At 71.7% G+C, this 25,585-nt stretch carries 25 protein-coding genes; 17 read left to right on the top strand and 8 right to left on the bottom strand.

Annotated features, from left to right (window positions below):
* The first annotated feature begins 39 nt into the window (after nucleotides 1–39).
* The 6 genes from dxs to ACQPZX_RS41685 all read left to right on the top strand — a co-directional run bounded on the left by dxs (nucleotide 40) and on the right by ACQPZX_RS41685 (nucleotide 7,970).
* On the top strand, nucleotides 40–1,962 hold the full coding sequence (gene dxs / locus ACQPZX_RS41710) for a 1-deoxy-D-xylulose-5-phosphate synthase (protein ID WP_433368520.1): 1,923 nt from the start codon (nucleotides 40–42) through the stop codon (nucleotides 1,960–1,962).
* A gap of 78 nt (nucleotides 1,963–2,040) precedes the next feature.
* The gene (locus ACQPZX_RS41705) at nucleotides 2,041–3,345 is read left to right on the top strand and encodes a PQQ-binding-like beta-propeller repeat protein (RefSeq protein WP_433368517.1); all 1,305 of its coding nucleotides are present in this window, start codon (nucleotides 2,041–2,043) and stop codon (nucleotides 3,343–3,345) included.
* Between the two features lie 5 nt (nucleotides 3,346–3,350).
* Entirely contained in the window at nucleotides 3,351–4,712 is a 1,362-nt protein-coding gene (locus ACQPZX_RS41700; protein ID WP_433368515.1) for a PQQ-binding-like beta-propeller repeat protein, read from the top strand.
* Nucleotides 4,713–4,733: 21 nt separating this feature from the next.
* Complete coding sequence (locus ACQPZX_RS41695) at nucleotides 4,734–5,993, top strand: hypothetical protein (RefSeq protein WP_433368512.1); 1,260 nt, start codon at nucleotides 4,734–4,736, stop codon at nucleotides 5,991–5,993.
* Nucleotides 5,994–6,063: 70 nt separating this feature from the next.
* Nucleotides 6,064–6,738, top strand: a complete 675-nt coding sequence (locus ACQPZX_RS41690; RefSeq protein WP_433368509.1) for a response regulator transcription factor — start codon at nucleotides 6,064–6,066, stop codon at nucleotides 6,736–6,738.
* A complete protein-coding gene (locus tag ACQPZX_RS41685; protein WP_433368506.1) occupies nucleotides 6,735–7,970 on the top strand; it encodes a sensor histidine kinase in 1,236 nt (411 codons plus the stop codon). Before ACQPZX_RS41690 ends, ACQPZX_RS41685 begins: the two co-directional genes overlap by 4 nt.
* A gap of 6 nt (nucleotides 7,971–7,976) precedes the next feature.
* On the opposite strand, the gene ACQPZX_RS41680 is transcribed toward ACQPZX_RS41685, so the two are convergent.
* From ACQPZX_RS41680 to ACQPZX_RS41660, 5 genes are all read right to left on the bottom strand, one after another.
* Entirely contained in the window at nucleotides 7,977–8,966 is a 990-nt protein-coding gene (locus ACQPZX_RS41680) for a DUF2637 domain-containing protein (RefSeq protein ID WP_433368504.1), read from the bottom strand.
* Between the two features lie 155 nt (nucleotides 8,967–9,121).
* Nucleotides 9,122–10,123, bottom strand: coding sequence for a hypothetical protein (locus ACQPZX_RS41675; protein ID WP_433368501.1), 1,002 nt, complete (start codon nucleotides 10,121–10,123; stop codon nucleotides 9,122–9,124).
* Between the two features lie 175 nt (nucleotides 10,124–10,298).
* Complete coding sequence (locus ACQPZX_RS41670) at nucleotides 10,299–12,359, bottom strand: 3-hydroxyacyl-CoA dehydrogenase NAD-binding domain-containing protein (RefSeq protein ID WP_433368498.1); 2,061 nt, start codon at nucleotides 12,357–12,359, stop codon at nucleotides 10,299–10,301.
* Nucleotides 12,356–13,546: a thiolase family protein gene (locus ACQPZX_RS41665; protein ID WP_433368495.1), complete on the bottom strand. Its 1,191-nt coding sequence runs from the start codon at nucleotides 13,544–13,546 to the stop codon at nucleotides 12,356–12,358. Before ACQPZX_RS41665 ends, ACQPZX_RS41670 begins: the two co-directional genes overlap by 4 nt.
* Nucleotides 13,547–13,763: 217 nt before the next feature.
* The gene (locus tag ACQPZX_RS41660) at nucleotides 13,764–15,077 is read right to left on the bottom strand and encodes a ribonuclease D (RefSeq protein ID WP_433368492.1); all 1,314 of its coding nucleotides are present in this window, start codon (nucleotides 15,075–15,077) and stop codon (nucleotides 13,764–13,766) included.
* A 143-nt stretch (nucleotides 15,078–15,220) separates the two neighbouring features.
* On the opposite strand from ACQPZX_RS41660, the gene ACQPZX_RS41655 reads away from it, so the two are divergent.
* The gene (locus tag ACQPZX_RS41655) at nucleotides 15,221–16,249 is read left to right on the top strand and encodes a S1C family serine protease (protein ID WP_433368489.1); all 1,029 of its coding nucleotides are present in this window, start codon (nucleotides 15,221–15,223) and stop codon (nucleotides 16,247–16,249) included.
* A 46-nt stretch (nucleotides 16,250–16,295) separates the two neighbouring features.
* On the opposite strand, the gene ACQPZX_RS41650 is transcribed toward ACQPZX_RS41655, so the two are convergent.
* Nucleotides 16,296–16,862, bottom strand: a complete 567-nt coding sequence (locus tag ACQPZX_RS41650) for a DUF3000 domain-containing protein (protein WP_433368486.1) — start codon at nucleotides 16,860–16,862, stop codon at nucleotides 16,296–16,298.
* Nucleotides 16,863–16,979: 117 nt separating this feature from the next.
* On the opposite strand from ACQPZX_RS41650, the gene hemE reads away from it, so the two are divergent.
* From hemE to hemQ, 3 genes are read left to right on the top strand one after another with little or no spacing between them, the layout of a single operon-like run.
* Nucleotides 16,980–18,011: a uroporphyrinogen decarboxylase gene (hemE, locus tag ACQPZX_RS41645; protein WP_433368483.1), complete on the top strand. Its 1,032-nt coding sequence runs from the start codon at nucleotides 16,980–16,982 to the stop codon at nucleotides 18,009–18,011.
* Nucleotides 18,012–18,050: 39 nt separating this feature from the next.
* Nucleotides 18,051–19,625 (top strand): protoporphyrinogen/coproporphyrinogen oxidase, encoded by a 1,575-nt coding sequence (locus ACQPZX_RS41640; protein ID WP_433368480.1) that lies wholly within the window; start codon nucleotides 18,051–18,053, stop codon nucleotides 19,623–19,625.
* 28 nt (nucleotides 19,626–19,653) lie between these two features.
* On the top strand, nucleotides 19,654–20,355 hold the full coding sequence (hemQ, locus tag ACQPZX_RS41635) for a hydrogen peroxide-dependent heme synthase (RefSeq protein ID WP_433368477.1): 702 nt from the start codon (nucleotides 19,654–19,656) through the stop codon (nucleotides 20,353–20,355).
* Here hemQ and ACQPZX_RS41630 read toward each other — a convergent pair.
* Entirely contained in the window at nucleotides 20,327–20,788 is a 462-nt protein-coding gene (locus tag ACQPZX_RS41630; protein WP_433368474.1) for a GNAT family N-acetyltransferase, read from the bottom strand. The genes hemQ and ACQPZX_RS41630 overlap by 29 nt on opposite strands.
* A gap of 83 nt (nucleotides 20,789–20,871) precedes the next feature.
* Between ACQPZX_RS41630 and ACQPZX_RS41625 the strand changes: the two genes are divergently transcribed.
* The 4 genes from ACQPZX_RS41625 (at nucleotide 20,872) to ACQPZX_RS41610 (ending at nucleotide 22,806) form a co-directional block, all read left to right on the top strand.
* Nucleotides 20,872–21,147: an isoamylase early set domain-containing protein gene (locus ACQPZX_RS41625; RefSeq protein WP_433368471.1), complete on the top strand. Its 276-nt coding sequence runs from the start codon at nucleotides 20,872–20,874 to the stop codon at nucleotides 21,145–21,147.
* Nucleotides 21,148–21,202: 55 nt separating this feature from the next.
* Nucleotides 21,203–21,457, top strand: coding sequence for a hypothetical protein (locus ACQPZX_RS41620; RefSeq protein WP_433368468.1), 255 nt, complete (start codon nucleotides 21,203–21,205; stop codon nucleotides 21,455–21,457).
* A 75-nt stretch (nucleotides 21,458–21,532) separates the two neighbouring features.
* Nucleotides 21,533–22,333 (top strand): thymidylate synthase, encoded by an 801-nt coding sequence (locus ACQPZX_RS41615; RefSeq protein WP_433368466.1) that lies wholly within the window; start codon nucleotides 21,533–21,535, stop codon nucleotides 22,331–22,333.
* Nucleotides 22,330–22,806, top strand: coding sequence for a dihydrofolate reductase (locus ACQPZX_RS41610; RefSeq protein ID WP_433368463.1), 477 nt, complete (start codon nucleotides 22,330–22,332; stop codon nucleotides 22,804–22,806). The genes ACQPZX_RS41615 and ACQPZX_RS41610 overlap by 4 nt, the downstream gene beginning before the upstream one ends.
* Nucleotides 22,807–22,841: 35 nt before the next feature.
* Here the strand turns inward: ACQPZX_RS41610 and msrB are convergent, their stop codons facing one another.
* Nucleotides 22,842–23,252 carry a peptide-methionine (R)-S-oxide reductase MsrB gene (gene msrB, locus ACQPZX_RS41605; protein WP_433368460.1) on the bottom strand — a complete coding sequence of 137 codons (411 nt, stop codon included), beginning with the start codon at nucleotides 23,250–23,252 and terminating at the stop codon, nucleotides 22,842–22,844.
* Between the two features lie 76 nt (nucleotides 23,253–23,328).
* On the opposite strand from msrB, the gene ACQPZX_RS41600 reads away from it, so the two are divergent.
* The 3 genes from ACQPZX_RS41600 (at nucleotide 23,329) to ligD (ending at nucleotide 25,535) form a co-directional block, all read left to right on the top strand.
* Entirely contained in the window at nucleotides 23,329–23,793 is a 465-nt protein-coding gene (locus ACQPZX_RS41600) for a hypothetical protein (RefSeq protein ID WP_433368457.1), read from the top strand.
* Nucleotides 23,794–23,888: 95 nt separating this feature from the next.
* Nucleotides 23,889–24,422: a hypothetical protein gene (locus tag ACQPZX_RS41595; RefSeq protein WP_433368454.1), complete on the top strand. Its 534-nt coding sequence runs from the start codon at nucleotides 23,889–23,891 to the stop codon at nucleotides 24,420–24,422.
* An 81-nt stretch (nucleotides 24,423–24,503) separates the two neighbouring features.
* Nucleotides 24,504–25,535 (top strand): non-homologous end-joining DNA ligase, encoded by a 1,032-nt coding sequence (gene ligD, locus ACQPZX_RS41590; protein WP_433368451.1) that lies wholly within the window; start codon nucleotides 24,504–24,506, stop codon nucleotides 25,533–25,535.
* The last annotated feature ends 50 nt before the right edge of the window (nucleotides 25,536–25,585 follow it).

Genomic DNA, 25,585 nt, shown 5'->3' with positions numbered 1-25,585 from the left:
GGCGTGCACCCCTGCCCCGCGCCGATAGACTTCGCATCCATGAGCGAAGCCCACCCCGCCTCGACCGGCCTGCTGGCGTCCATCACCTGTCCGGGTGACCTCAAGCGCCTCACCCCCGAGCAGCTGACCCTGCTGGCCGCCGAGATCCGCGACTTCCTGGTGGCCAAGGTGTCCCGCACCGGTGGCCACCTGGGGCCCAACCTGGGCGTCGTGGAGACCACCCTGGCCCTGCACCGGGTCTTCGAGTCCCCGCGGGACAGCCTGCTCTTCGACACCGGCCACCAGGCGTACGTGCACAAGATCGTCACCGGCCGGCAGGACGGCTTCGACCTGCTCCGCCAGCGCGGCGGCCTCTCGGGCTACCCGAGCCGCGCCGAGAGCGAGCACGACTACATCGAGAACTCGCACGCTTCCACCGCCCTGTCCTACGCCGACGGCATGTCGAAGGCGTACACGCTGCGCGGCGAGGAGCGGCACGTGGTGGCCGTGGTCGGCGACGGCGCGCTCACCGGCGGCATGTGCTGGGAGGCGCTCAACAACATCGCCGCCGCGAAAAACAGGCTGGTCATCGTCGTCAACGACAACGGCCGCTCGTACGCGCCGACCATCGGCGGCCTCGCCGACCACCTCTCCACGCTGCGCCTCAACCCGGGCTACGAGCGGGTGCTCGACCTGGTGAAGGACGCGCTCGGCTCGACCCCGGTGGTGGGCAAGCCGGTCTACGAGGTGCTGCACGCGGTCAAGAAGGGCATCAAGGACGCGGTCAGCCCGCAGCCGATGTTCGAGGACCTCGGCATCAAGTACATCGGGCCGGTCGACGGTCACGACGTCGTCGCCATGGAGTCGGCGCTGCGCCGGGCCAAGGGCTTCAACGCGCCGGTCATCGTGCACGCGGTGACGCGCAAGGGCTACGGCTACCGTCCCGCCGAGCTCGACGAGGCCGATCGCCTGCACGGCCCGAGCAGCGCGTTCGACGTCGAGACCGGCAAGCTGCTGGCCAAGCCGTCGGTGAAGTGGACGCACGTCTTCGCCGAGGAGCTCGTGCACATCGCCGACGAGCGCCCCGACATCGTCGGCATCACGGCGGCGATGGCCGAGCCGACCGGGATAGCCGCGCTTGCCCGCAAACACCCCGACCGGGTGTACGACGTGGGCATCGCCGAGCAGCACGCGGCGACCAGCGCGGCCGGCCTGGCCATGGGTGGCCTGCACCCGGTGGTCGCGGTCTACGCGACGTTCCTCAACCGGGCGTTCGATCAAGTGCTGCTCGACGTCGCGATGCACCGCCTGCCGGTGACCTTCGTGCTCGACCGGGCCGGCATCACCGGGCCGGACGGCCCGAGCCACTACGGCATCTGGGACATGAGCGTGTTCGGCGTGGTGCCCGGCCTGCGCATCGCGGCGCCGCGCGACGCGGCGACCCTGCGTGAGGAGCTGCGGGAGGCCGTCGCGGTCGATGACGGGCCCACGATCGTACGGTTCCCGACCGGCTCGGTGGCGCCGGCGACCCCGGCCGTGCGTCGTTTCGGCCAGGTCGACGTGCTGCGTGAGGACGACCGCAAGGACGTGCTGCTGGTGACGGTCGGCTCGTTCGCCGGGCTGGGCCTCGAGGTCGCCGACCGGCTGGCCGAGCAGGGCTACGGCGTGACCGTGGTCGACCCGCGCTGGGTGCGCCCGGTGCCGATCGAGCTGATCGGCCTGGCCGGCCAGCACCGCATGGTCGTCACCCTGGAGGACGGCATCCGGGCCGGCGGCGTCGGCGACGCGGTGGCCAGCGCGCTGCGCGACTCGGCGGTCGACGTGCCGCTGCGCGACTTCGGCGTGCCCACCGGCTTCCACCCGCACGGCAGTCGCGCCGAGATCCTCACCGCGCTGGGCCTGACCGCGCAGGACATCGCCCGCGACGTCACCGAGTGGGTCTCGCGGCTCGAGGACGCGACCGAGCCGCAGCGCGCGCTGTAGAACTCGGATTCCGGTCCAAACCGGCTGGAACGGGACCGTCCCACGGCGGTTCCGTTATCTAGTCGTTATTTTTGGGCCATGAGCGACACCAGCGGCACGGTCTTCATCGATCTTGGTTACGAGCGTGGCGAGCCACCCACGTACGACCGCCCGGGCCGACCGACCACGCCGCTCTGGTTCCCGGCGGCGATGCTGGCGGCGCTCGTGCTGCTGCTGACCGCGGGCTCGATCGCGCCCGCGAAGTCGCCGCTCTCCACGGTCTTCCGGCTGCAGGTCGGCCCGGCCGACACGTACGCGATGACCGACGACGGCCAGTTGCTGGCGCAGACCTTCGGGCTGCTCACGTCGTACAACCTCAGCGACGGGCGGCTGCGCTGGCAGGCCGGGCAGTCGACGCCCGCCTACCGGCTGCGGCTCACCGACGACATCGTGCTGATGCGGCCGTGGACCACCGGCGCCACCGAGCCCGGCACCACGGCCGTCTCCACGTTCACCGGTGGCACCATGTGGGAGCGGCCCGGCAACGTCGTCAACATCGCCGGTTCGTCGATGCTGCTTGCCGTCTCGTCGGTGCGCAGCCTCAGCGGGTCCGGCCGCCGGGTGCAGGGCCCCATCGACGCGGTCGACCCGGCCACCGGGCGCACCCTGTGGACCGTGCACGTGCCCTCGACCGCGGTGCTGCTCGGCGTGCCCGGCGTCGGCGACGACGAATCGCGGATGCTGCTCGTCCACGACGACCGCACGCTCGCGATCCACGACCTCTCCACCGGCAAGGTCCTGGTCAGCCGCAAGGTGCCGGCCGCCGACTACAACCCGTCCAACCCGGTCGTGGCCGGCGGGCGGATCCTGCTGCGGCACCCCGGCATCGTCGGCCCCGAGATCTCCGCGTTCGACCCGGTCACCCTCAAGCAGCTCTGGACCGAGCCGGCCGGCGACTCGTACCAGATCCAGCCCTGCGGCATCAACGCCTGCCTGAGCGGTGCGGACGGCGTGCGTGCGATCGACCCGTTCAACGGCGACACGCTCTGGAAGCAGCCCGGCTGGCACAGCGTCACCCAGTACGGCGAGATGTTCATCGCCTACGGCGACCCGGACAACGCCTTGCCGATCGGCGTGATCGACCCGGAAAACGGCGCCCTGCAGGTCAGGCTGGACGGCTGGCGTCCGGTCGGCGGCGCCGGCGACGATGGCGGGCTGCTGCTGACCCGGTCCACCGACGGCGGAAGTCGTACCATGGTCGCCGTCGCCCGGCCGGGCGACACCAGTCCGCACGTGCTGGACGCGCTGCCGCAGGGCACCGGCGAGTGCCAGGCGGCGCCCGCCCGGCTCGTCTGCCGGACGATGTACGGCGAGCTGGTCGTCTGGGCGTACCGGGAGGGGTAGGAGCGTTGGCGCTGATCGAGCTGGACCTGGCCGCCCAGCCCGACCCGACGCTCGGATCGCTGCCACCCGCCCACCGCTACCGGATCTCCGGCCTGCTCCTCGCGGCCGTGCTGCTGCTGGCCCTCGGCGGCGCCTCGACCGGCGCGCCCACCCTCTGGCGGCACCTCGGCGCGATGCCACCACCCGTCGGCGCCGAAACCCAGTCCCGGCTGCTCGGCGACCGTGTCTACACGATCGCCTCGGCCGGCGGCGAGATGGCCACGACGGCCTGGCAGCTCGACTCGCCGCCGCGGCGGTTGTGGACCGTGCGCTTCCCGGCCCGGGTGACCGGCCCCGACGACGTCGGCTTCCGCGGCGTGGAGGCCCGGCAGGCCGGCGACGTGGTGCTGCTCACCGACGGGCCGGCCGTCACCGTCGTCGACGCCGCCACCGGCACGGTCCGCTGGCGCTCCCCGGTCGGCGTCACCCCGCTGGCCGGCGGCCGGATCGGCATCACGCAGACCCAGGTGTTCCGCCCCGGCACCGTCTACGACCAGGCCTCGGGCGACCCCGGCCTGCTCTACTTCTCGTCCACCGGCGAGCCGCACATCGAGCCGCCGGTGCGCACCGAGATCCGCGGCGTCGACCTGCGCACCGGCGCCACGGTCTGGACCGACGCGGCCGGCGGCGCGGTCAACGTCTTCAAAGCGCCCGGCGATGCCGCGGCCGTGCTCGTGCTCGCCTCCGACCGGCTCGAGCGCATCGACGGCGACACCGGCGCGGTCGCCACCAGCCGCCGGCTTCCCAAGATCGGCGACAGCGGCCCGGCCGGCGGCTCGATCGCCGACGGCCTGCTGCTGGTCCGCTACGGCGACTACGCCTTCGACGGGCAGGAGGTCGCCTACGACCCCGGCACGCTCGCCAAGCGCTGGCAGCGGTCCGTCCCCGAGGTGCTGCTCGACCCGCCCAACTGCGACTACCTGCTCTGCGCCGGGCCGCGCACCGCGCTCGACGTGCTCGACCCCGCCACCGGCCGGGCCGCCTGGCGGGCGCCGGCCGAGGCCGACCTCGGCGAGCACGGCGGGTACGTGCTGGAGACGGACCCCGACGTCGGCGCGCCGCGGCGCCTGGTCGACCGGGCCACCGGCGCGACCCGGGTCGACCTGGCCGGCTGGGACGGCGCCCTGACCACCGACCCGGACCTGCCTCTGGTGCTGCGCCGCAGCCTCGGCGCCGGGAAGAGCGCCTTCGGTGTCGTGCTCGCCGGCAAGGACAGGGTGCAGATGCTCGGCGCGAGCACCGGCCCGGTCAGCGCCTGCACCTCCGACCGGCACTACGTGATGTGCCGGGGCAACGAGGGCCTCGAGGTCTGGGCCTACAGCAGCTGATCCCGGCACAATGGGTGCACCGTGAGTCACACCATGATCGATCTTGGCGAGGTGCCGGAACACCTCGCGACGCCGGTCGGCCGCCCGCCGGTGCCCTACCGCGCGCTGCTCGGCGCCCTCTCGATCGTGATGCTCGCGCTGCTCGCCGCCGCGGCCCACCCGGCGGCGCGGCAGGAGCCCACGGTGATCCCGGCGCGGCTCGGCGACACCTTCACCCTCGACGGCGACCTGATGTACGTGATCGGCACCGGCGGGGTCGACAGCTTCGACGAGGTGCGCGACCGGGTCATCACCACCTACCGGCTGCCGTCGGTGCGAGTGGTCAGCCGCACGACCGTCCCGGTTCCCGGCACGGTCGTGAACGTCAAGCAGGCCGGCGGCGTCGTGATCGTGGGCTACCAGCTCGACGCCAGCGGCGGCCAGGCGACGGTGGCCTACCCGGCCGGCGGCGGACCGCTGCTCTGGAAGCAGACCGCCCGCTTCGTCGCCGTCTCCCCGGCCGACGGCATCGCCCTGCTCAGCGGCGACAACGGCGACTTCGCGGTCGACCTGGCCACCGGGCGGGAGCGCTGGCGGGTCGGCCGTCCCACCCAGGGCTTCCTCGCCGAGTCGGGCGCCGGAGACGGCTACCCCGACTGGCTGGTGTCGTTCTCCGACGCCCGCCTGCAGACGTGGGACGCGCACACCGGCCGGCAGATCGCCGCGACCACCGTGCCCAGCGACCACCTCGACGGGATGATCTGGCCGGTCAGCTCGCTGCTGCTGATCAACGCGGGCGCCCGCGGCTTCGACGGATACCGCCTGCCCGAGCTGCGGCGGCTCTGGCACACGCCGGTCGACCTCACGCAGAGCTGGATGCAGACCGACTGCGGCACGGTGATCTGCACATTCCGCCAGCAGCGCGGCATGAGCGTGCTCGACCCGGCCGACGGCCACCTGCTCTGGGACTCCGGCCAATGGGCGTACGCGGAGCCACTCGGCCCCTACCTCCTCGCGACCGCCGACTCGGCGCTGTCGGTGCTCGACCCGCAAAGCGGGCGGGTACTAGGGGATTTCGGCGCCTGGCAGGGCCTCGGCCTGGCCGGCGACACCGGCCTGATCTGGGGCCAGCGCGCCGTCCCCGGCACCTATCAGGTCTTCTACGGCCTGCTCGACCCGGCCGACCGGTCGATCGAGGTGCTCGGCCGCGCCGACCGCGTCTCCGGCGGCTGCGCGACCAGCGACGGCGTGATGGTCTGCCGGCTGGTCGACGCTTCCGTCGCGGTGTGGCGCCTTCGGTAGCCTTCTCTTACGGCCTCTTCACATCAGGTCGGGGAGGCTGATGCCCTGCGGTGGCGATGGAGGCTGTGCGGTGCGCGTGCTGGTGGTGGAAGACGAGCGAAACCTGTGCGACGCGATCGCCCGAGGGCTGCGTCGCAAGGGCATGGCGGTCGACGTGGCGTACGACGGACTCCAGGGCCACGAGATGGCGTACGTGACCCGCTACGACGTTGTTGTCCTCGACCGTGACCTGCCCGGCAAGCACGGCGACGAGATCTGCGCCGACCTGGTCGCCTCCGGCGCGCTGACCCGGGTGCTGATGCTCACCGCGAGCGGCACGGTCGCCGACCGGGTCGAGGGACTGCAGCTCGGCGCCGACGACTACCTGGCCAAGCCGTTCGCCTTCGAGGAGCTGGTGGCCCGGGTGCAGGCGCTCGGCCGGCGCGCCACGCCCGCCGCCCCGCCGGTGCTGACGGTCGGCAACCTCATCCTCGACCAGACCCGCCGGGTGGTCACCCGCGGCGGGGCGCCCATCGAGCTCACCAACAAGGAGTTCGGAGTGCTCGAAGAGCTGCTCAAGGCCCGCGGCGGCGTGGTGTCCAGCGAGGAGCTGCTGGAACGCGTCTGGGACGCGAACACCGACCCGTTCACCACCACGGTGCGGGTCACCGTGATGACCTTGCGCAAGAAGGTCGGCGACCCGCCGCTGATCGAGACCGTGGTCGGCGCCGGATACCGCGTGCCCGAACCGGTCGGCCTCTCATGACCGTCTACCTCGGGCGCAGCACGCGAAAGCTGGAGCTCAGCCTCCGGCCCACGCTGCGGCTTCGGCTCACCCTGCTCAACGGGATCCTGCTGGTCGGCGCGGGCGCGATCCTGGTGCTGCTCGCCTGGCTGCTGGTCGGCGACGCCATGCACCCGGTGGACGCCCTCAAGCAGGGCTCGACGGTCACGCTCGCCGACGGCACGACCCGCGACGCGATCGCCTGGCAGACCACCGTGGTCGACAGGGCCTCCCGCGAGGTGCTGGTCAAGGGCCTGGTGGCGCTGCTCGCCATCGGCATCATCGGCATCGCCGGGGCGTACGCGGTGGCCGGGCGCGCGCTGCGGCCGCTGCACGCGGTCACCCAGACCGCCCAGCGCCTCGGCGAGGAGACCCTCGACCAGCGCATCCGCTACTCGGGCGCGGACGACGAGGTGGCCGAGCTGGCCCGCACCTTCGACGCGATGCTGGACCGGCTGGCTGGGGCGTTCGAGTCGCAGAAGAGATTCGTGGCGAACGCGTCGCACGAACTACGCACCCCGCTCGCCGTCATGCGCACCGAGATCGACGTGACCCTCAGCGACGACGAGGCCGACGTGGCCGAGTACCGCAGGATGGCCAAGGTGGTGCGCAACGCCTCCGAGCGGGCCAACGGTCTGGTGGACGCGCTGCTGGTGCTCGCCCGGTCGGAGGCGCAGTCCGGCCGCCGCCTGGTCCGCAAGGTGCCGGCCGACCTGGCCACGAGTGTGTACAACGCGCTGTCGGCGGTGAAGGCCGAGGCCGAGCGGCTCAAGCTGGACGTCACGACGGATCTGCAGCCCGCGCCGGTGGTGGGCGACCCGAGCCTGCTCGACCGGCTCGCCGGCAACCTGATCGAGAACGCGATCCGCTACAACCACCTGCTCGGCAAGCTGTGGCTGCGCACCGAGATGGTCAATGGGCAGGCCCGCCTGATCGTCGGCAACACGGGGTACGAGGTCGAGCCGGCCGACGTGCCCGGATTGTTCGAGCCTTTCCGCCGAGGTGGCTGGGAGCGCACCGGCTCGCGCGGCTCCGGTCTGGGGCTGTCGATCGTGCGGGCGGTCTGCGACGCCCACGGCGGGACGGTGTCGGCGGTCGCCCAGCAGGGTGGCGGGCTCGAGGTGACGGTGTCGCTGCCGACGGCGGACGCCACACCGGTGGTCGCGGCCACCGCCTCGGTGCCGCGCGGCAAGAACGTCGGCCTCGCGACCTGACCGGTCTCAGGCCGCCAGCGTGTCGGCCTCGCGGCGGACCGTGCGCCAGCGGGAGGCGCTGATGCCCAGCTCGGCGGCGATCTCGGCCTCGGTGAGGGACGGGCGCTCGGCCTTGATGCGGTTGGCCAGAGCGACCGTCTCGGCGGGGGAGCGGCGTTCCTTCTTGGCGGCGGGGACCGCTCGGCTCGTGGCTGCCCGGGAGGCGGCGGTGCTGCGCTGGGCGGGGACGGCCCGGCCGGCGGTGGCGGGCTGGCGCGGCTGACGTGCCGGGGGCGGGGTGAAGGCGGGCATCTCGCCGGTGCTGTGGGAGAGGGCGGCGGCGATCTCGGTGCGGGCGCGGGGATCCATCGCGGCGCGGCTCCGCTGGCCCGCGCCCACCGGAATCGGCGTGGCCATGGGCGGGGCGGGGATCAGGCTCGGGATGGGCTCGGCGATGGCGTCAGGCCCCGCCTCAGGCCCGGCGGCGACCGAGGCCACGGGCCAAGCTACGGCTGAGGGCCGCGCCGAGGCCGTGGCGGGCTGAGGTGCGAGCGTGGCGCCCTGAGCCGCACTGGAGGCGGCCGGCTGCCCCGCGACTGCCGGTGAGGTGGTCTCGCTTTCCAGGGTCGAGATGCGGCCGCCCAGCTCGACCAGGCAGATGCTGGCCACGACGATCAGGCCGTCCACCGACAAGGGCAGCAAGTAGGGCGAGGCGCCGGTCTCGCCGTAGCGGGCGGCCACCCCGGCCATGTGCCAGTAGGAGACCCAGGCGGCGATGCCCGCGATCGTGGCGGTGGCCAGCAGGCGGGTCGCGGCGAGCCAGCGGCGGTGGACCGGGACCCGGGAGATCAGCTCGACGGTCAGGAGCAGGGCCAGCGGCGGCCAGGCGGCGATGGCCTGGCTGATCGGGTTGTCCAGCGCGTGCAGGACGTTGGCGACCACCGAGGCGGCCACCCCGAGGAACAGGGTGGCGCGTACCGCCCACCGGACGCGACGCAGGTGCTGCAGGACCACCACCGGAACAACTCCCGTCGAAAAAGTCAGTCGAAAAGACCGACCCATCCTGACCGGTGCTGGTTACACGAACGCTCCCGGCGCGGAACCGTGTCCGGTCCGTGCCGGGAGCGTTGCGATCATGTGATCGTGTCCCGCGGCGTGTCGGCTTGACTGCCTCAGCTCTTCTTTTCGATCTGGGCCCGGAGCTTGGGGAACTCGGCCTTGGCCTTGGCGACCGACTTGTCGTACCAGATCAGCATGCCGACGCTGCCGTCGTCGGCCCAGCTGCAGATCGCCATGTCGGAGCCGCCGGCCTCGGAGGAGCCGCACTTCGCGGCGCCGCCCAGCGTGCCGGTGGACGCCGACGAGATGCTGTTGACCTTGAGGCCGCCGATGCCGAGGCTCGAGATCATCTGGTCGAGGGTCTCGCCCGGGTTGTCGACCGGGGCCTGGGCCGCGGCGACGATCACGATGTCCGACTTGGCCGGCGTGCCGTAGAGCGCGCCGATCGAGCCGGTCGCGCCGGGGAACTGGCCCAGCGCCGACTCGAGCGAGTTGGCCATGCCGGCGAACTGCTCGTCGTCGAGCTTGGGGCGGCCGCCCAGCGTCTTCGGGGCCGCGATCGTGGTCTTCGTGGCCTTCTGCGGCGCCTCGGTGGTCGGCTCGTTCGTGGGATCGGCCGTGTCGGTCGTCGGCGCGGTCGTGGTGACCCCGCCGGCGTTGTCCTTGTCGTTGTTGTTCTTCGCGATCAGCGCGATCGCCGTGCCACCGCCGACGCAGAGGACCAGCACGATGCCGACGATCGTGAGGATGATCGGCAGCGTCTTCGACTTCTTCGGCGGGGTCGGCGGCGGGAAGCCCGGCTGGCCGAAGCCCTGCTGCGCGTAGTCGGTCTGCCCGTACGGCGGCGGCTGCTGCCCGTACTCGGGCTGGCCGTATTGAGGCTGCTGCTGGCCGTACTCGGGCTGGCCGTACTGGGGCTGCCCGTACTCCGGCTGGCCGTACTGCGGCTGCTGGCCGTAGGCGGGCTGGCCGGACGACGGGTACGCCTGCGTGGGCGGCACATCCGGGTTGGGCTGGGCGGGATACTGCTGGCCCTGATACGGCTGGCCCCCGTAGGGCTGGCCGGAGGAAGGCTGACCGTTGTAAGGCGGGCCGGAGTACGGCGGCTGCGACATCAGGGCTCCATCGATCGGCTATACCACCTCAGGAGCCTATCTGTCCCCGCCAAACGGGTTCGCCCCCCTCTCCGGGTGGCGCCGCATGGGCCGACCGGACAAACCCCCCTGGAGTGCGACAACGCCCCGCACCGGGCGGGCGCGGGGCGTCGTCGATCCGACTACGTTGCGAAGATCACTCCGGCAGGCTGCCGACGCCCTTCGGAAGGAACCGCTTGCCGGTCACCTTCTCGGCGATGCCGCTGCGGTCGAGGTACGGCGTCACGCCGCCCAGATGCATCGGCCAGCCGGCGCCGAGCACCATGCACAGGTCGATGTCCTGCGCCTCGGCGACCACGCCCTCGTCCAGCATGATCCGGATCTCTTCGGCGAGGGCGGCCAGCGCGCGCTCGCGTACGTCATCGGCGGTCAACGGCGCGGAACCGCCCGACGCGAGCTTGACCACCTCGGGGTTGATCTCGTCGTCGTCCATCAGCGGCAGCCCGGCGTCGACGATCCGCTTGAGGGTGGGGCTGTCGGCGAAGCGTGACGGGAACGCCTCGTGCAGCGTCTCGCCCACGTGGTAGGCGACCGCCGGGCCGACCAGCTGGAGCAGCGCGATCGGGCGCATCGGCAGGCCCAGCGGGTCGAACGCGGTGTCGACCACCTCCAGCGGGGTGCCGGCGTCGACGGCCTTGAAGACCTCGCTGGTGAAGCGGGTGAGCACCCGGTTGACCACGAACGCCGGGGCGTCCTTGACCAGCACCGACGACTTCTTCAGCTCCTTGCCGACCGCGAACGCCGTGGCCAGCGTGGCGTCGTCGGTCTTCTCGCCCTTGATGATCTCGAGGAGCGGAAGGACGGCGACCGGGTTGAAGAAGTGGAATCCGACCACGCGCGACGGGTGCTCGAGGTCGGCGGCCATCTCGGTCACCGACAGCGAGCTGGTGTTGGTCGCCAGGATCGCCTCGGGGGAGACGATCTTCTCCAGCTCGGCCCAGATCTGCTTCTTGAGGTCGAGGTTCTCGAAGACGGCCTCGATCACGAAGTCGGCGTCGGCGAAGACGGACTTGTCGACCGAGCCGCTGACCAGGCCGCGGAGCTTGGCCGCGGTGCCCTCGTCCATCCGGCCCTTGCTGACGGTCTTGTCGATCTGATCGCGCACGTAGGCGACGCCCTTGTCGACCCGGGTCTGGTCGAGGTCGGTCATCACGACCGGCACCTGCAGGCGGCGGGCGAACAGCAGCGCGAGCTGGGACGCCATCAGGCCGGCGCCGACGATGCCGACCTTGGTGACCTTGCGGGCGAGCGACTGGTCGGGCACGCCGACCGGCCGCTTGGCCCGGCGCTGCACCAGATCGAACGCGTACAGCGAGGCGCGCGACTCGTCGCCCATGATCAGGTCGGCGAGCGCCTGGGTCTCGGCCGCGGTGCCGTCCTCGAAGGACGCCTCCTTGGCGAGGGCGAGCAGCTCGAGGGCCTTGTTGGCGGACGGGACGGCGCCGTGCAGCTTGGCGTCGAGCTGCTGCTTGGCGAAGAACAGCACCCCGTCCCACATGTCCTTGTCGACCTCGGGCCGCTCGACGGTCACGTCACCGCTCACCACGCCCGCGGCCCACTCCAGCGACCGCTCGAGGAAGTCGGCCGGCTCGAACAGCACGTCGGCGACGCCCATCTCCGCGGCCTGCTTGGGACGCAGAACCTTCTGGGTGAGCGGGTTCTGCAGGATGACCTGGGCCGCGCCGGGCACGCCGATCAGGTTGGGCAGCAGCTGCGAGCCGCCCCAGCCCGGGACCAGGCCGATCGCGACCTCGGGCAGGCCGAGGGCCGCCGCGCCGCCGGAGACCGTGCGGTAGTGGCAGTGCAGCGCCACCTCGAGCCCACCACCGAGGGCCGCGCCGTTGATAAAGGCGAAGGTCGGAATTGTCGAGTTCTTCAGGCGCGCGAAGACGCGGTGCCCGAGCTCGCCCAGCTCGAGAGCCTGCGCCTTATCCGTAATATACGGAATGCCGGTGATGTCGGCGCCGACGCAGAAGATGTACGGCTTGCCGGTCAGCGCGATGAAGGCCGGGTCCTCGGCGGTGGCCGCGGTGATCGCCGCGTCCAGCGAGGCGAGCCCGCCCGGCCCGAAGCTGTTCGGCTTCTTGTAGTCCAGCCCGTTGTCCAGCGTGATCAGCGCGGCCTGCTTCGCCAGCCCCGGGACGCGGACGAACCGGACGAGAGCCTCGGTTACTACCTCATTCGGGTGCTGGATCACTTCGACTCCCAGTTCGGGTTCTCCCAGATCACGGTGCCGCCCATGCCGATGCCGATGCACATGGCGGTGAGGCCGTAGCGGACCTCGGGGTGCTCGGCGAAGTGCCGGGCCAGCTGGGTCATCAGCCGCACACCCGAGGAGGCGAGCGGGTGACCGATGGCGATCGCGCCGCCCCACGGGTTGACCCGCGGGTCGTCCTCGGCGATGCCGTAGTGATCGAGGAAGGCGAGCACCTGCACGGCGAACGCCTCGTTCAGCTCGAAGAGCCCGATGTCGTCGATCGTGAGGCCGGCCTTCTTCAGCGCCTTCTCCGTCGACGGGATAGGCCCGTATCCCATAATTTCCGGCTCGACACCGACAAATCCGTAGGAAACCAGCCGCATCGCGACCGGCAGCCCCAGCGCGCGGGCCGAGGCCTCGTCGGCCAGCAGCGCGGCGGTAGCGCCGTCGTTGAGGCCCGCGGCGTTACCGGCGGTGACCCGGCCATGCGGGCGGAACGGCGTCTTCAGCGTCGCGAGCTTCTCCATGGAGGTCTCGCGCGGCGCCTCGTCCACCGTCGCCAGGCCCCAGCCTTCTGCGGCGCTGCGGATCGCGACCGGGACCAGATCGGGCTGGAGCTTGCCATCGGCGTACGCCTTGGCGGTCTTGATCTGGGAATTGAGGCCGTAGCGGTCGACGCGCTCCTTGGTGATCTCCGGCAGGCGGTCGTGCAGGTTCTCCGCCGTCGAGCCCATCACCAGCGCCGACGGGTCGACCAGCTTCTCGGCCAGGATGCGCGGGTTGGGGTCGACGCCCTCGCCCATCGGGTGGCGGCCCATGTGCTCGACGCCGCCCGCGATCGCGAAGTCGTAGGCGCCCATCGCGATGCCGCCGGCCACGTTGGTCACGGCCGTCATCGCGCCCGCGCACATGCGGTCGATCGCGTAGCCCGGCACCGTCTTGGGCAGGCCCGACAGCAGCGCCGCCGTGCGCCCGATGGTGAGGCCCTGGTCGCCGATCTGGGTGGTGGCCGCGATCGCGACCTCGTCCACCCGCTCCGGCGGGAGCTGAGGATTGCGCCGCATCAGCTCGCGAATGCAGCGGATGACCAGATCGTCGGCGCGGGTCTCGGCATACATACCGCCCGCCTTGCCGAACGGTGTGCGGACGCCGTCGACGAAGACGACCTCACGTACTTCACGGGGCACAAGAGCCTCCTCGAGCGCGGTTTCGGAGAATGCTACTCGTCAGTAACTAATGTGTGCCAGCGGGTCGCCAGAAATGTCACAGAGGCACGAAACCAAGATCAAGAGCAGGATGTCGTGCCTGGGTGGTGGGTACGGACCGTCGCTCACGCCGAGGCCGGGCGGGGCCCAGCTGCGCCGGCCCTGCCCTTCGTTCTGCGTGAGCGGTCACCCTCAAACCTCAAACCCCTGGATCGGGCAGAACCTCCGCAAGCTGAACCGCGAGAAGTGACACCTGCCAGTTGCGAGCGCCGAAGCCGCGCAGAGTGTCGGAAACCGTCTGCGCCGACACCTCATCGGGCGGCGACCACGCCAGGCGGCGAATGTAATCCGGACTTATCAGGTTTTCCGGGGGCAGCCGGTTGGCTTCGGCCGTAGCGACCACGACCCCGCGGCAGCGGGCCAGGCGCGCGGCCGCGATCGGGTCGCGCTCGGCCCAGCGGTGCGGTGGCGGCGGGCCGTCCATCGGCTGGTTGACCGGCAGCGCGTCGTCGGGCAGCGCGCGAGCCTCGTCGAGGGCGTCCAGCCAGACCCGGGCCAGGCGGCGGACCGAACGGCCGCCGAAGCCGGGGATGCCGAGCAGCGTGCGCTCGTCCTTGGGATCCGACTCGGCGGCCGCGATGATCGCCGAATCGGGCAGCACGCGTCCCGGCGCCGAGTCGCGCCGGGCCGCCACGCCGTCACGGGCGTGCCAGAGTGCTCGCACCCGGGACTGAGCGCGCGCGCCACGTACGCGATGAATGCCGGACGTGCGACGCCAGGGATCGGGCCGCACCCGGGGCGGCCGGTCGGCCGAAGCCACCAGCGCCGCGAACTCCTCCGCGGCCCAGGCCGACTTCCCTTGCCGGTCCAGCTCGGCGGCCAGGTGATCGCGCAGATCGGTCAGCAGCTCCACATCGAGCGCCGCATAGGTCAGCCACGACTCCGGCAGCGGCCTGGTCGACCAGTCGGCGGCGGAGTGGTGCTTCTCCAGCGAAAAGCCCAGCAGTTGCTCGGTGAGCGCGGCGAGCCCGACCCGCTCGAACCCGGCCAGGCGCGCGGCCAGCTCGGTGTCGAACAGGCGACGCGGCTTCATGCCCAGCTCGGCCAGACAGGCGAGATCCTGGCTGGCCGCGTGCAGCACCCACTCGCTCTCGGCCAGGGCCGCGTCCAGCGTGCGCAGATCGTCGAGGGGGAGCGGGTCGATCAGAACCGTTCCGGCGCCGGCGCGGCGCAGCTGTACAAGGTAAGCCCGCTGGGTGTATCGGTAGCCGGAGGCGCGTTCCGCGTCCACGGCGACGGGGCCGGTGCCGGTGGCCATCTTGGCCACGATCTCGGCCAGCTCGGTCGCGGACTCGACCGGGCGGGGGGTGCCCTCTCGGGGGGCGGTCAGCGGGACGGCGGCGGGCAGGGGGTCGGGACCGCCAGACGTCGGGTCGGGCGGCTCGGGGAGCGGTCGTCCGTCCCCTGCCGGCTCTGGCTCGTCCCGACGGCGCAGGGGTGCTTCGTCGGTCACTCCGTAACCGTACGGGTGCACCACCCCCGCATGATGCAGCCGGGTACCGGCGCGTCGGTACTCGAAGAGAAAGCCGACTCATCCGAAACGCCTTCCAGTCCGTATAACCACTCGCAGCGCCGAGACCCGGGAGGCCGTGCCGGATGACCACCACGTACGACCCGTTCATCCCTGCCGACGGCACCGACCAGCGCCGATACGACGGTCGGCGGCGCGCCGAGGAGCGGGCGTGGGAGCCGCAGTACGCCGATCCCGCTCCGCAATACGCGGAGCCGGCCCCCCAATGGCAATCGGATCAGCGACAATCCGAGCACTGGCAGTCGGATCAGCGCTGGGAGCCGGAGCCTCCGCAACATCCGCGCGCCTGGCAGAGCAGCGGGCTGACCGGCACGTTCCCGGTGGCAGAGCCCGAGCCCGAGCCGGTCCGCGTCGGCCGGGGCCGGGTGAAGCCCGTGCTGGCCGGGCTGGTGGCGGTGCTGGTCGCGGTGGCGGGCTGGCAGGCGTACCGGATCGAGAGCATGCACAGCGACAACGCCACGCTGCACTCGACCCTCGCGGCGGAGAAGAACCGCACCGACCGGCTGGAGAAGCAGCTGGCCGGGGTCTTCGACCCCGAGGCGGTGTCGTCCAAGGTGCTGCCGAGCGTGTTCCGGGTACGCGCCGGCGAGTTCACCGGCACCGCGTGGTCGGTCGGCACGAAGGCGGCGGACGGCCAGTCGAACCTGTTGACGAACTACCACGTCGTCGCCGACGTGTGGACCGACGGCGGCAAGTCGGTGACCCTCGAGCGCGGCAGCACGAAGATCAACGCCACCATCGTGAAGGTCAGCAAGGGCAAGGACCTGGCGCTGCTGCGCGCCAACCAGGAGATCGCCGGCCTGGCCACCGCGACCGGGCAGGTCAAGCCCGGCCAGCAGGTGGTCGTGGTGGGCGCGCCGCTCGGCCTCGACGACACGGTCACCACCGGCGTGATCAGCGCCTACCGCCCCGACGACCCCGACGGGCCGACGATCCAGTTCGACGCGCCGATCAACCCGGGCAACTCCGGCGGCCCGGTGGTCAACGCGAACAACCAGGTGGTGGGGGTCGCGACCGCGAAGGCGAAGGACGCCGAGGGCATCGGCCTGGCGATCCCGGTGAAGACGGCCTGCCAGACCTTCGCCGTCTGCTGAGTCGCGGCCGGCGTCACGTGGCTGACCCGATTCTTGGCCGGCGCGGTTAGCCGACGCGGTGGCGGTCGTTGAGGGCCGTCACCCCGGGTGGCGGCAGGCCGGCCGTCGAGGCGAGCATCGCGCACCAGCCCAGCAGGTGGGCGGCGGTGTCGGTGGAGGTCGGCGTCCAGGAGGCACGGACCTCCAGATCGGCCGTGGGCGCCGGACCGGCCAGCTCCCCGAAACGGGTCGAAGCGGTCTGCGTGATGGTGCCGCCGATCGCCGTGTACTCCGCCGTGTGCTGCTCGAGCGCGTCGGTCAGCCAGGTCCACGCCACCGCGGGCAGCAGCGGGTCGCCGGCCATGTCCGGCTCCAGCTCGGCGGTGACCAGCGTGACCAGCCGCAGGTCGCCGTGCCAGGCCTCGTGACCCGCCGGGTCGTGCAGCAGGATCAGCCGGCCGCTGGCCACTTCGTCGCCGGCGCGCAGCACGGTGGCGCTCAGCGCGAACGAGAACGGCGCGAGCCGCTGCGGCGCCGGAATCTCCTCGAGCAGGATCTCGGGTCTCGGCGCGGCCGCCCGCAGCCCGTCCACCGCGCGAGCGAACGCGTCAGGGGCAGCGGAGGGGGTCGCCATGTTCGAGAGCCTATGCCGCCCGCCGTGCCACGCAGTCGATCGCCGCGCCGTGTTTGCTGGCTTCGCTTCGCCCCACCGGCGGCGATCGCGAAAGTATGGGCGTGGGACGATCTGACCGTGACTCTCGACGATTCGCCCTTTGTGCGGGCGTGCCGCGGCCAGGACGTGCCGTACACCCCGGTCTGGTTCATGCGGCAGGCCGGGCGCTCGCTGCCCGAGTACCGCAAGATCCGCGAGGGCATCGCCATGCTGGATTCCTGCCGGCGACCGGATCTGGTCACCGAGATCACGCTGCAGCCGGTCCGCCGGCACAACGTGGACGCCGCGGTCCTGTACAGCGACATCGTGGTGCCGATCGCCGCGGCCGGCGTCGACCTCGACATCGTGCCCGGCACCGGCCCGGTGGTCGCCGACCCGATCCGCACCTCGGACGACCTGCGCCGGCTGCGGCCGATCACCACGGACGACGTCTCCTACGTGGCCGAGTCGGTGCGGCTGCTCGTCGGCGAGCTCGGCAAGACGCCCCTCATCGGGTTCGCGGGAGCGCCGTTCACGCTGGCCAGCTACCTGATCGAGGGCGGTCCGTCGAGGACATACACCAGGACCAAGGCCATGATGTACGGCGATCCGGGCCTCTGGCACGCCCTGATGACCCGCCTCTCCGGCATCACGCTGGCGTTCCTCCGCACGCAGATCGAGGCCGGGGTCAGCGCGGTCCAGCTGTTCGACTCGTGGGCCGGCGCGCTCTCCGAGGCCGACTACCGCGAGTTCGTGATGCCGCATTCGCGCGAGGTGCTGGCCGGCCTTGCGAACGAGGGTGTGCCACGGATCCACTTCGGCGTGGGCACCGCGGTGCTGCTGCGCGCGATGGGCGAGGCCGGCGCCGACGTGGTCGGTGTCGACTGGCGTACGCCGCTGGACAGCGCCACCAAGATCATCGGGCCGGATCGCGCGGTGCAGGGCAACCTCGACCCCGCGGTGCTGTTCGCGCCCTGGGAGATCGTCGAGCGGGAGGCCCGCCGGGTGCTCGACGAGGGCCGCGCCGCCCCCGGTCACGTCTTCAACCTGGGCCACGGCGTGCTGCCGGAGACCGAGCCCGAAGTGCTGACCCGCTTGGTCGAGCTGGTGCACACAGCCTCGTCCCGCTGACTGACCGACCCCGGTGGTGGCTCGGGGTGGTGGCCTGGAATGGTGGATGACGTGCGGAAGCGGGTTGCGGTCATCGGCGGCGGCATCGCCGGCCTCGCCGCCGCGGTGCGGCTGAGAGATCTCACGCCCCCGGGGACCGACATCATCGTGTACGAGCAGGGCGGCGTTCTCGGCGGAAAGCTGCGCACCGGCGAGCTGGGCGGCCTGCCGGTCGAGCGCGGGGCCGAGTCGTTCCTGACCTCCGCGCCGGACGGCGGCGAGTCGGCGGCCGTCGCGCTCGCGAAACGCCTCGACCTCGGGTCGTCCCTGGTGCATCCGGCCAAGGTCCCGGCCGCGCTGTCGATCGGCGGCCATCTCACGCCGATCCCGGCCGGCACGCTGATGGGCGTCCCGGCCGATCCGTCGTCGCTGGGTGGCGTCGCGCACGCGTCCGGCCACGACGTCGACGACGGCCATCCGCTGCTGGCCGAGGGCGCCGACATCGCGGTGGGCGCCCTGGTCCGCTCGCGCTACGGCGCCGAGATCGTGGACCGCCTCGTCGATCCCCTGCTCGGCGGCGTCTACGCGGGCCGGGCCGACGGCCTGTCGCTGGAGGTGACCGCGCCGCAGCTGGCCGACGCCGCCCGGGTCGAGCACACCTTGGGCGCGGCGGTGCGGGCCGCTCAGCGGGCGCGGGCGGCGACCGCGGTACGACCGGTCTTCACCGCGGTCGAGGGCGGCATGACCCGGCTGGTGGCCGCGGCGGCCACGGCGAGCGGGGCGCGAATCAGCCTCGGTCTCCCGGTGCGCGACATCTCGCGCACGGCGCACGGCTGGCGGCTGCTGCTCGGCCCGGTTTCGACGCCGCCCGGTCCCGGCTTCTCCGCGTCGTCCACGGCCGGCAGCCGGGTGCCCACGCCGCAGACCGACGACGTCGACGCGGTGGTGCTCGCGGTGCCGGCCCGGCCCGCCTCGCGGCTGCTCAGCGGGGTCTCCGCCGAGGTCGCCGAGGCGATCGCCGTGCTCGACTACGCGAGCGTGGCGCTGGTCGGCCTGGCGCTGCCCCCGGGGACGCCGTTGCCCGATCTGTCCGGCTTCCTGGTGCCGCCGAGCGAGGGGACGCTGGTCAAGGCGGCGACGTTCTTCACCCGCAAGTGGCCTCACCTCACCGCCGCCCGCCCGGCCGCAGGGCGAGACGCCGCCGCGGCCGGCGGCTGGGGTGCCGCCTCGGCCGGTGGCCGGGATGCCGCCTCGGCCGGTGGCCGGGATGCCGCCTCGGCCCGGGGCTGGGATGCGGGCAACGGCCCGGTGATCGTGCGGGCCTCGCTGGGGCGGGCCGGCGAGCAGGAGAGGCTGCAGTTCGGCGACGACGTGCTGCTCGAGCGGGCCCGGCGCGAGCTGGGTGAGCTGATCGGCGGCGAGTTGCCGCCGCCGGCCGCGTCCTGGATCCAGCGGTGGGGCGGCGGCCTGCCGCAGTACTCGCCGGGGCACCGGGCCCGGGTGGCGTTCGCGCGGCGGGAGCTCCCGCCGGGGCTGGCGCTGGCCGGTGCGGCCTTCGACGGCGTGGGCATCCCGGCGTGCATCGCGAGCGGCGAGCGCGCGGCCGAAGACGTGAGCAAGGCGTTGGCCGCATGACCGGCTCAGCGCGGACCTTGGAGGGTTGATGAGCGAGCAGACGAACGCGGCCAGGATCAACGAGCTGAACGCGAGCATCCGGTACACGATGTGGTCGGTCTTCCGGGCCGAGACGCCGCTGCCGCCGCTGCGCGACGAGCTGGCCGGCGAGGTCGACGGCCTGTTCGAGCAGCTGTCCGGCAAGGACGTGACGATCCGCGGGACGTACGACGTGGCCGGGCTGCGTGCCGACGCCGACGTGATGATCTGGTGGCACTCCGGGTCGTCGGACGCGCTGCAGGACGCGTACGGGCTGTTCCGGCGCACCGCGCTCGGCCGGCACCTCGCGCCGGTCTGGTCGCAGATGGCGCTGCACCGGCCGGCCGAGTTCAACAAGAGCCATCTCCCGGCGTTCCTGGCCGGCGAGGAGCCGCGGTCCTACCTGTGCGTCTACCCGTTCGTCCGCTCCTACGAGTGGTACCTGCTGCCCGACGAGGACCGCCGGTTCATGCTGGCCGAGCACGGCAAGATGGCCCGCGGCTATCCGGATGTCCGGGCGAACACGGTGGCGTCGTTCGCGCTCGGCGACTACGAGTGGATGCTCGCCTTCGAGGCCGACGAGCTGCACCGGATCGTCGACCTGATGCGTGACCTGCGGGCGGCCACGGCGCGGCGGCACGTACGCGAGGAGGTCCCGTTCTACACGGGACGCCGGCGCTCGGTCAGCGAACTGGTGGCGGCGCTTCCCTGAGCATCGGAATGTGCGGAATGCCGTCCTCGATGTATTCCGGGCCGGTCTGTTCGTAGCCGAACTTGGCGTAAAAATTCTTGAGGTGCGCCTGGGCGTGCAGCACGCTCGGGCGATCACCGATGACCTTCAGCGCCTCGGTCACCAGCGTGCCGGCCAGCCCGCCGCCGCGGGCGTCCGGCGCGGTGACCACGCGGCCGATCCGGGGCACGTCGCCGTCGTCCAGAATGCGAAGGTACGCCCGGATCGCCCCGGCCCGTTCGATCCAGAGATGCCGGGTTCCTGGCTCGGCGTCCCGTCCGTCCGGATCGAGGTAGACGCAGTCCTGCTCGACCACGAAGACCTCGCTGCGCAGCCGGAGAATCGCGTACAGCGTGGCGGCGTCGAGATCGGCGAAGGACGCGAGGCACAGGTCGTATCGGGCTTCCGCAGACATGTGGCAGATCGTATTGCGGCGCGGCGTCACCCGTATCGGGGCCGCCCGTTGTACGGATGGAAGCCCGAGCTGTGGAGGTCTTCATGATCAAGAAGAGCCGGCTGTTCGGCAACAAGACCCGGGTGACCTTCTGCCTGCCCGCCGACGTCCCGCCGGGACAGGTCAGCGTGGTGGGCACGTTCAACGGCTGGAAGCCCGGCCAGCACGAGCTCAAGCTGCGCCGCGACGGGACGCGGACGGTCAGCGTGCCGCTGCCGCCCGGCCACCACGCGTTCCGGTACCTGGCCAGCGACGGCGTGTGGCTCGACGACGAGCACGCCGACGTTGTGGGGCCGCACGGGAGCGAGCTTCGGCTGTAGCCCCTCTCTCGGGCTTATCAGTGAAAAGCTCTCATTTATGGTTAATCATGGTGACATGACCATGTACGAGACCTCGGACCTGCACAAACGTGTCGCGCGGTACGAGGCGGCCGTGGATGAGCTGCGGGCGGCGCACCAGGACATCAGGACCGTTCTGCTCGACCAGGTGCTCTACGAGCGGTGGCAGCAGATCGGAGCCGAGCTCGGCTTCGTCGTGGCCGGGGGATCCGCTCAGGCCGGCGCGCAGCAGCAGGATCTCGGGGCGATGAATCAGCAGATTCCGCAGATGTCGGAAGCCTGGGCCGGATAAAGACCCTCCGTCGTGCGTCACCTCCGCTGCCACCGGGGTGACGCCGGCGGAGCCGCGGCGGCTAGGTTTGCTCGCATGGCTGTCGACACCCAGTACGAGGACCTGCTGCGACGGGTCCTTACCACCGGAGCTCCGAAGACCGACCGCACCGGCACCGGCACGGTGAGCCTGTTCGGCGAGCGGCTTCGCTACGACCTTTCCGAGACGTTTCCGCTGGTCACGACCAAGCGAGTGCACTTCAAGTCGATCGCGGTGGAGCTGCTGTGGTTCCTGCGCGGCGACAGCAACGTGAGCTGGCTGCGCGATCAGGGCGTCACCATCTGGGATGAGTGGGCCGACTCCGCCGGCGAGCTCGGGCCGGTCTACGGGGTGCAGTGGCGGTCGTGGCCCACCCCCGACGGCGGGCATGTCGATCAGATCACCGGGGTGCTCGAGACCCTGCGGAAGGATCCGGACTCGCGGCGGATGATCGTCTCCGCGTGGAACGTCGCGGAGCTGCCGTCGATGGCGCTGGCGCCGTGCCACGCGATGTTCCAGTTCTACGTGGCCGACGGGAAGCTGTCCTGCCAGCTCTACCAGCGCTCGGCCGACCTCTTCCTGGGAGTGCCGTTCAACATCGCCTCCTACGCGCTGCTGACCCGCATGGTGGCGCAGCAGGTGGGGCTGGCGCCGGGCGACTTCATCTGGGTGGGCGGCGACTGCCACATCTACAACAACCACGTCGCGCAGGTGACGGAGCAGCTGACCCGCCCGGCGTTCGAGTTTCCGAAATTGGAGATCGCGCCGGCTTCGTCGCTCTTCGACTACTCGTACGAGGACTTCACGCTGGTCGACTACCAGCACCACCCGGCTCTGAAGGCGCCGGTGGCGGTGTGACCGTGCACATGATCTGGGCCGAGGCCCGCGATCGGGTGATCGGCGCCGAGGGTTACATCCCGTGGAAGGTGCCGGGCGAGCAGGCCATGTTCAAGGAACTGACCATGGGCGCGACCGTGGTCATGGGCCGGGCCACCTGGGATTCGCTGCCGGCCGCCGTGCGCCCTCTGCCGGGGCGGCGCAACGTGGTGCTGACCCGCGATCCCGCGTTCGAGGCGCCGGGTGCGGTCGTCGTGCACGCGCTCGACGAGGTTCCGCTCTCCGGCGAGATCTGGGTGATGGGCGGGGCGGCGATCTACGAGGCGCTTTTGCCGAAAGCGCAGCACATTGTCCGTACGCGAATAGATCTTGAAGTTGCCGGTGACACGCATGCGCCGGTGCTGGACGACTCGTGGGTCGTTACGGCCTCTTCGGGGTGGCAGACGGCGCCGAACGGGCTGAAGTACGTCACGGAGGACTTGGCTCGAGCCTGAGATGCTGTCGGCGCCGTCATTGCCGCATGGCGCCTTTACTGGGCCTTCGGCTCCAGGCGGATCGAGAGGCTGTTCACGCAGTGGCGGGTGTTCTTGTCGGTGAAGTGCTCGCCGCGGAACACGTGACCCAGGTGCGAGTCGCACCGTGCGCAGCGGATCTCGACCCGGACCATGCCGAGCGTGCGGTCCTCGATCTCCTTGACCGCCCCGGGGATGGCGTCGTCGAAGGACGGCCAGCCGCAGTGCGAGTCGAACTTGTAGTCACTGGGGTAGAGCGCGGCGCCACAGGCGCGACACTCGTACATCCCCTCGGTCTTGGTGTCGACGTACTCGCCGGACCAGGGTGCCTCGGTCCCGGCCTGGCGCAGAACCCGGAACTCGTCCGGGCTGAGGCGGACCCGCCACTCGTCCTCGGTGGTGGGCAGGGTGGTGTCGTTTGTTGCCATGCTCCAAAGGTACGTCGATGGGTGCCGACGCACGCCGAGTGCGGCCGTTGCCGTCGCCACACCCGTTGGCCTGGGCATGGAAGATGCATCGCCCGCGACTTTCCACCCCACCTGCCGGCAGGCCCTCGGCCGCGGCCTCTACCTCGGCGCGGTGGTCGCCGTGGTCGCCGTGGCCGCAGCCGCGGTCGTGGCGCCGCCGGGCTGGGTCTGGCCGATGCTGGCCTTCGGGCCACCGGCGGCCGGGGCGCTGCTGGGCCTGGTGATCGGGCGGCGCACCGGCACCGAGATCAGCGCGGGCGGCATCCGTACGCTGTCGATCTTCGCCGACGACGTGGCGCCGTGGCATCGGGTGGTGGACCTGCGGGCCGAGCGGCGGGGCGGCCGGACGGTGGTGTCGGTCTATCTCGACTCCGGCGCGAGCGTCCAGCTCCAGGCCCCGTACGACGGTGGTTTGTTCGCCGCCGACCCCCGCTTCGAGCTAAAGATGTTCGCTTTGTCCCATATATGGCGAAGTAACCGTTTCGGTGGTCTTCCGGGATGATGACCCGCCGAGGGGCGTTAGCGGGTAAATCGGGCAATTGCCGCTAAGCTCCCGTTCGGACCTGGAAATACCGCAACAGAACGGGATAACTCCTCATGAGTGCAACTCGCCGAATTCTGGCCGCCGGACTGCCCGCGGCCGCTGCCCTCGTCTTCGCCGCATCGCCGGCGTTGGCGATGGGTGACCACGCTGCCCGCCCGGCCGCCACCGCCTCGGCGTGCCCCGCAGGCGGACGCGACAACTGTGACTACGGCGCCACCGGGGCCGGCGGGTACGGCAACGCCGGCGCGGAAACCCCGGGCAGCGAGACGCCGGGTGGCGCGGCTCCCGCGGCGTCGCCGACCCACACCCGTGGCCAGAGCGGCTACAACACACCGACGACGCCGGCCACGGTCGTGCCGACCAGCCCGTCCGCGCACGTCGACACGGTGCCGCCGACCACCGGCCCGAGCACGACGGTCCAGGCCGCCACGCCGACCCCGACCCAGAGCACGGGCGGCGGGGTCAGCGCGGGACACGCCCTGCCGGTGACCGGCGCGCCGATGGGCGCGATCATCTCGCTGGGCGGACTGATGGTGGCCGCCGGCGTGGCCTCGGTCTGGTATACGCGACGCCGTCGCGACGCCTGATCTTCTTTTCTTACAGGCCGTCCGGCAGGTTGCCGGACGGCCTGTTCTGTCGAACGACCTTGGCGGCATAGGGTCGGGTGCATGCCGAAAGCCGCAGCGGAAGAGCACGAGATCGCCGGCCACACCGTCCGGCTGAGCAGTCCCGACAAGGTCGTCTTTCCCGGCCGGGGCTTCACCAAGCGCGACGTCTTCGAGTACTACCTGGCCGTCGGCGACGGCATCCTGCGGGCCCTGCGGGACCGGCCCACCACGCTTCAGCGCTTCCCCGACGGCATCGAGGGCGAGGCGTTCTACCAGAAGCGCATCCCGACCCGCGGCGTGCCGCCCTGGATCCAGACCGCCAAGATCACCTTCCCGAGCGGCCGGGGCGCCGACGAGCTCTGCCCGGCCGACCTCGCGCACGTCGCCTGGGCCGCGCAGATGGGCACGATCGTCTTCCACCCGTGGCCGGTGCGGGCCGCCGCCCCCGACAACCCCGACGAGCTGCGCATCGACCTCGACCCGCACGAGGGGACGGGCTTCGCCGAGGTGGTCGCGACCGCCGGGGTGATCCGCGAGGTGCTCGCCGACCTGGGCTGGGTCGGCTATCCCAAGACCTCCGGCGGCCGGGGCGTGCACGTCTACATCCGGATCGCGCCGCAGTGGTCGTTCGTGCAGGTGCGGCGGGCGGCGATCGCGCTGGCCCGGGAGGTCGAGCGGCGTGCCCCCGACCGGATCACCACCGCTTGGTGGAAGGAGGAACGCGGCGAGAAGGTCTTCCTCGACTTCAACCAGATGGCCCGCGACCGCACGATCACCTGCGCGTACTCGCTGCGGGCCAACGGCCGGGCCACCGCGTCGGCCCCGGTTACCTGGGACGAGCTGCCCTCCGTCGAGCCGGACGACTTCGATCTCCGGACCCTCCCGGCGCGGTTCGCCAAGATCGGCGACCCGCACGCGGCGATCGACGACGTCGCGCACGACATCACGCCGCTGCTGGAATGGTCGGCCCGCGACGAGAGCAACGGGCTGGGCGACATGCCCTACCCGCCCGACCACCCGAAGATGCCGGGCGAGCCGCCGCGCGTGCAGCCGAGCAAGATGAACAAGGCGAACTGGGGAAACGTTAGTTGACCTTGCGAAGGTACGCGAAACTTCTCTTGGCACAGAGTTAGCTCGCCCGA

It is taken from the genome of Actinoplanes sp. CA-142083 (assembly GCF_050942195.1).
In the GTDB taxonomy this organism is placed as follows: Bacteria; Actinomycetota; Actinomycetes; order Mycobacteriales; family Micromonosporaceae; genus Actinoplanes.
Note: the sequence above shows the minus strand (reverse complement) of the source record. Positions and strands in the feature narration are given on the sequence as shown.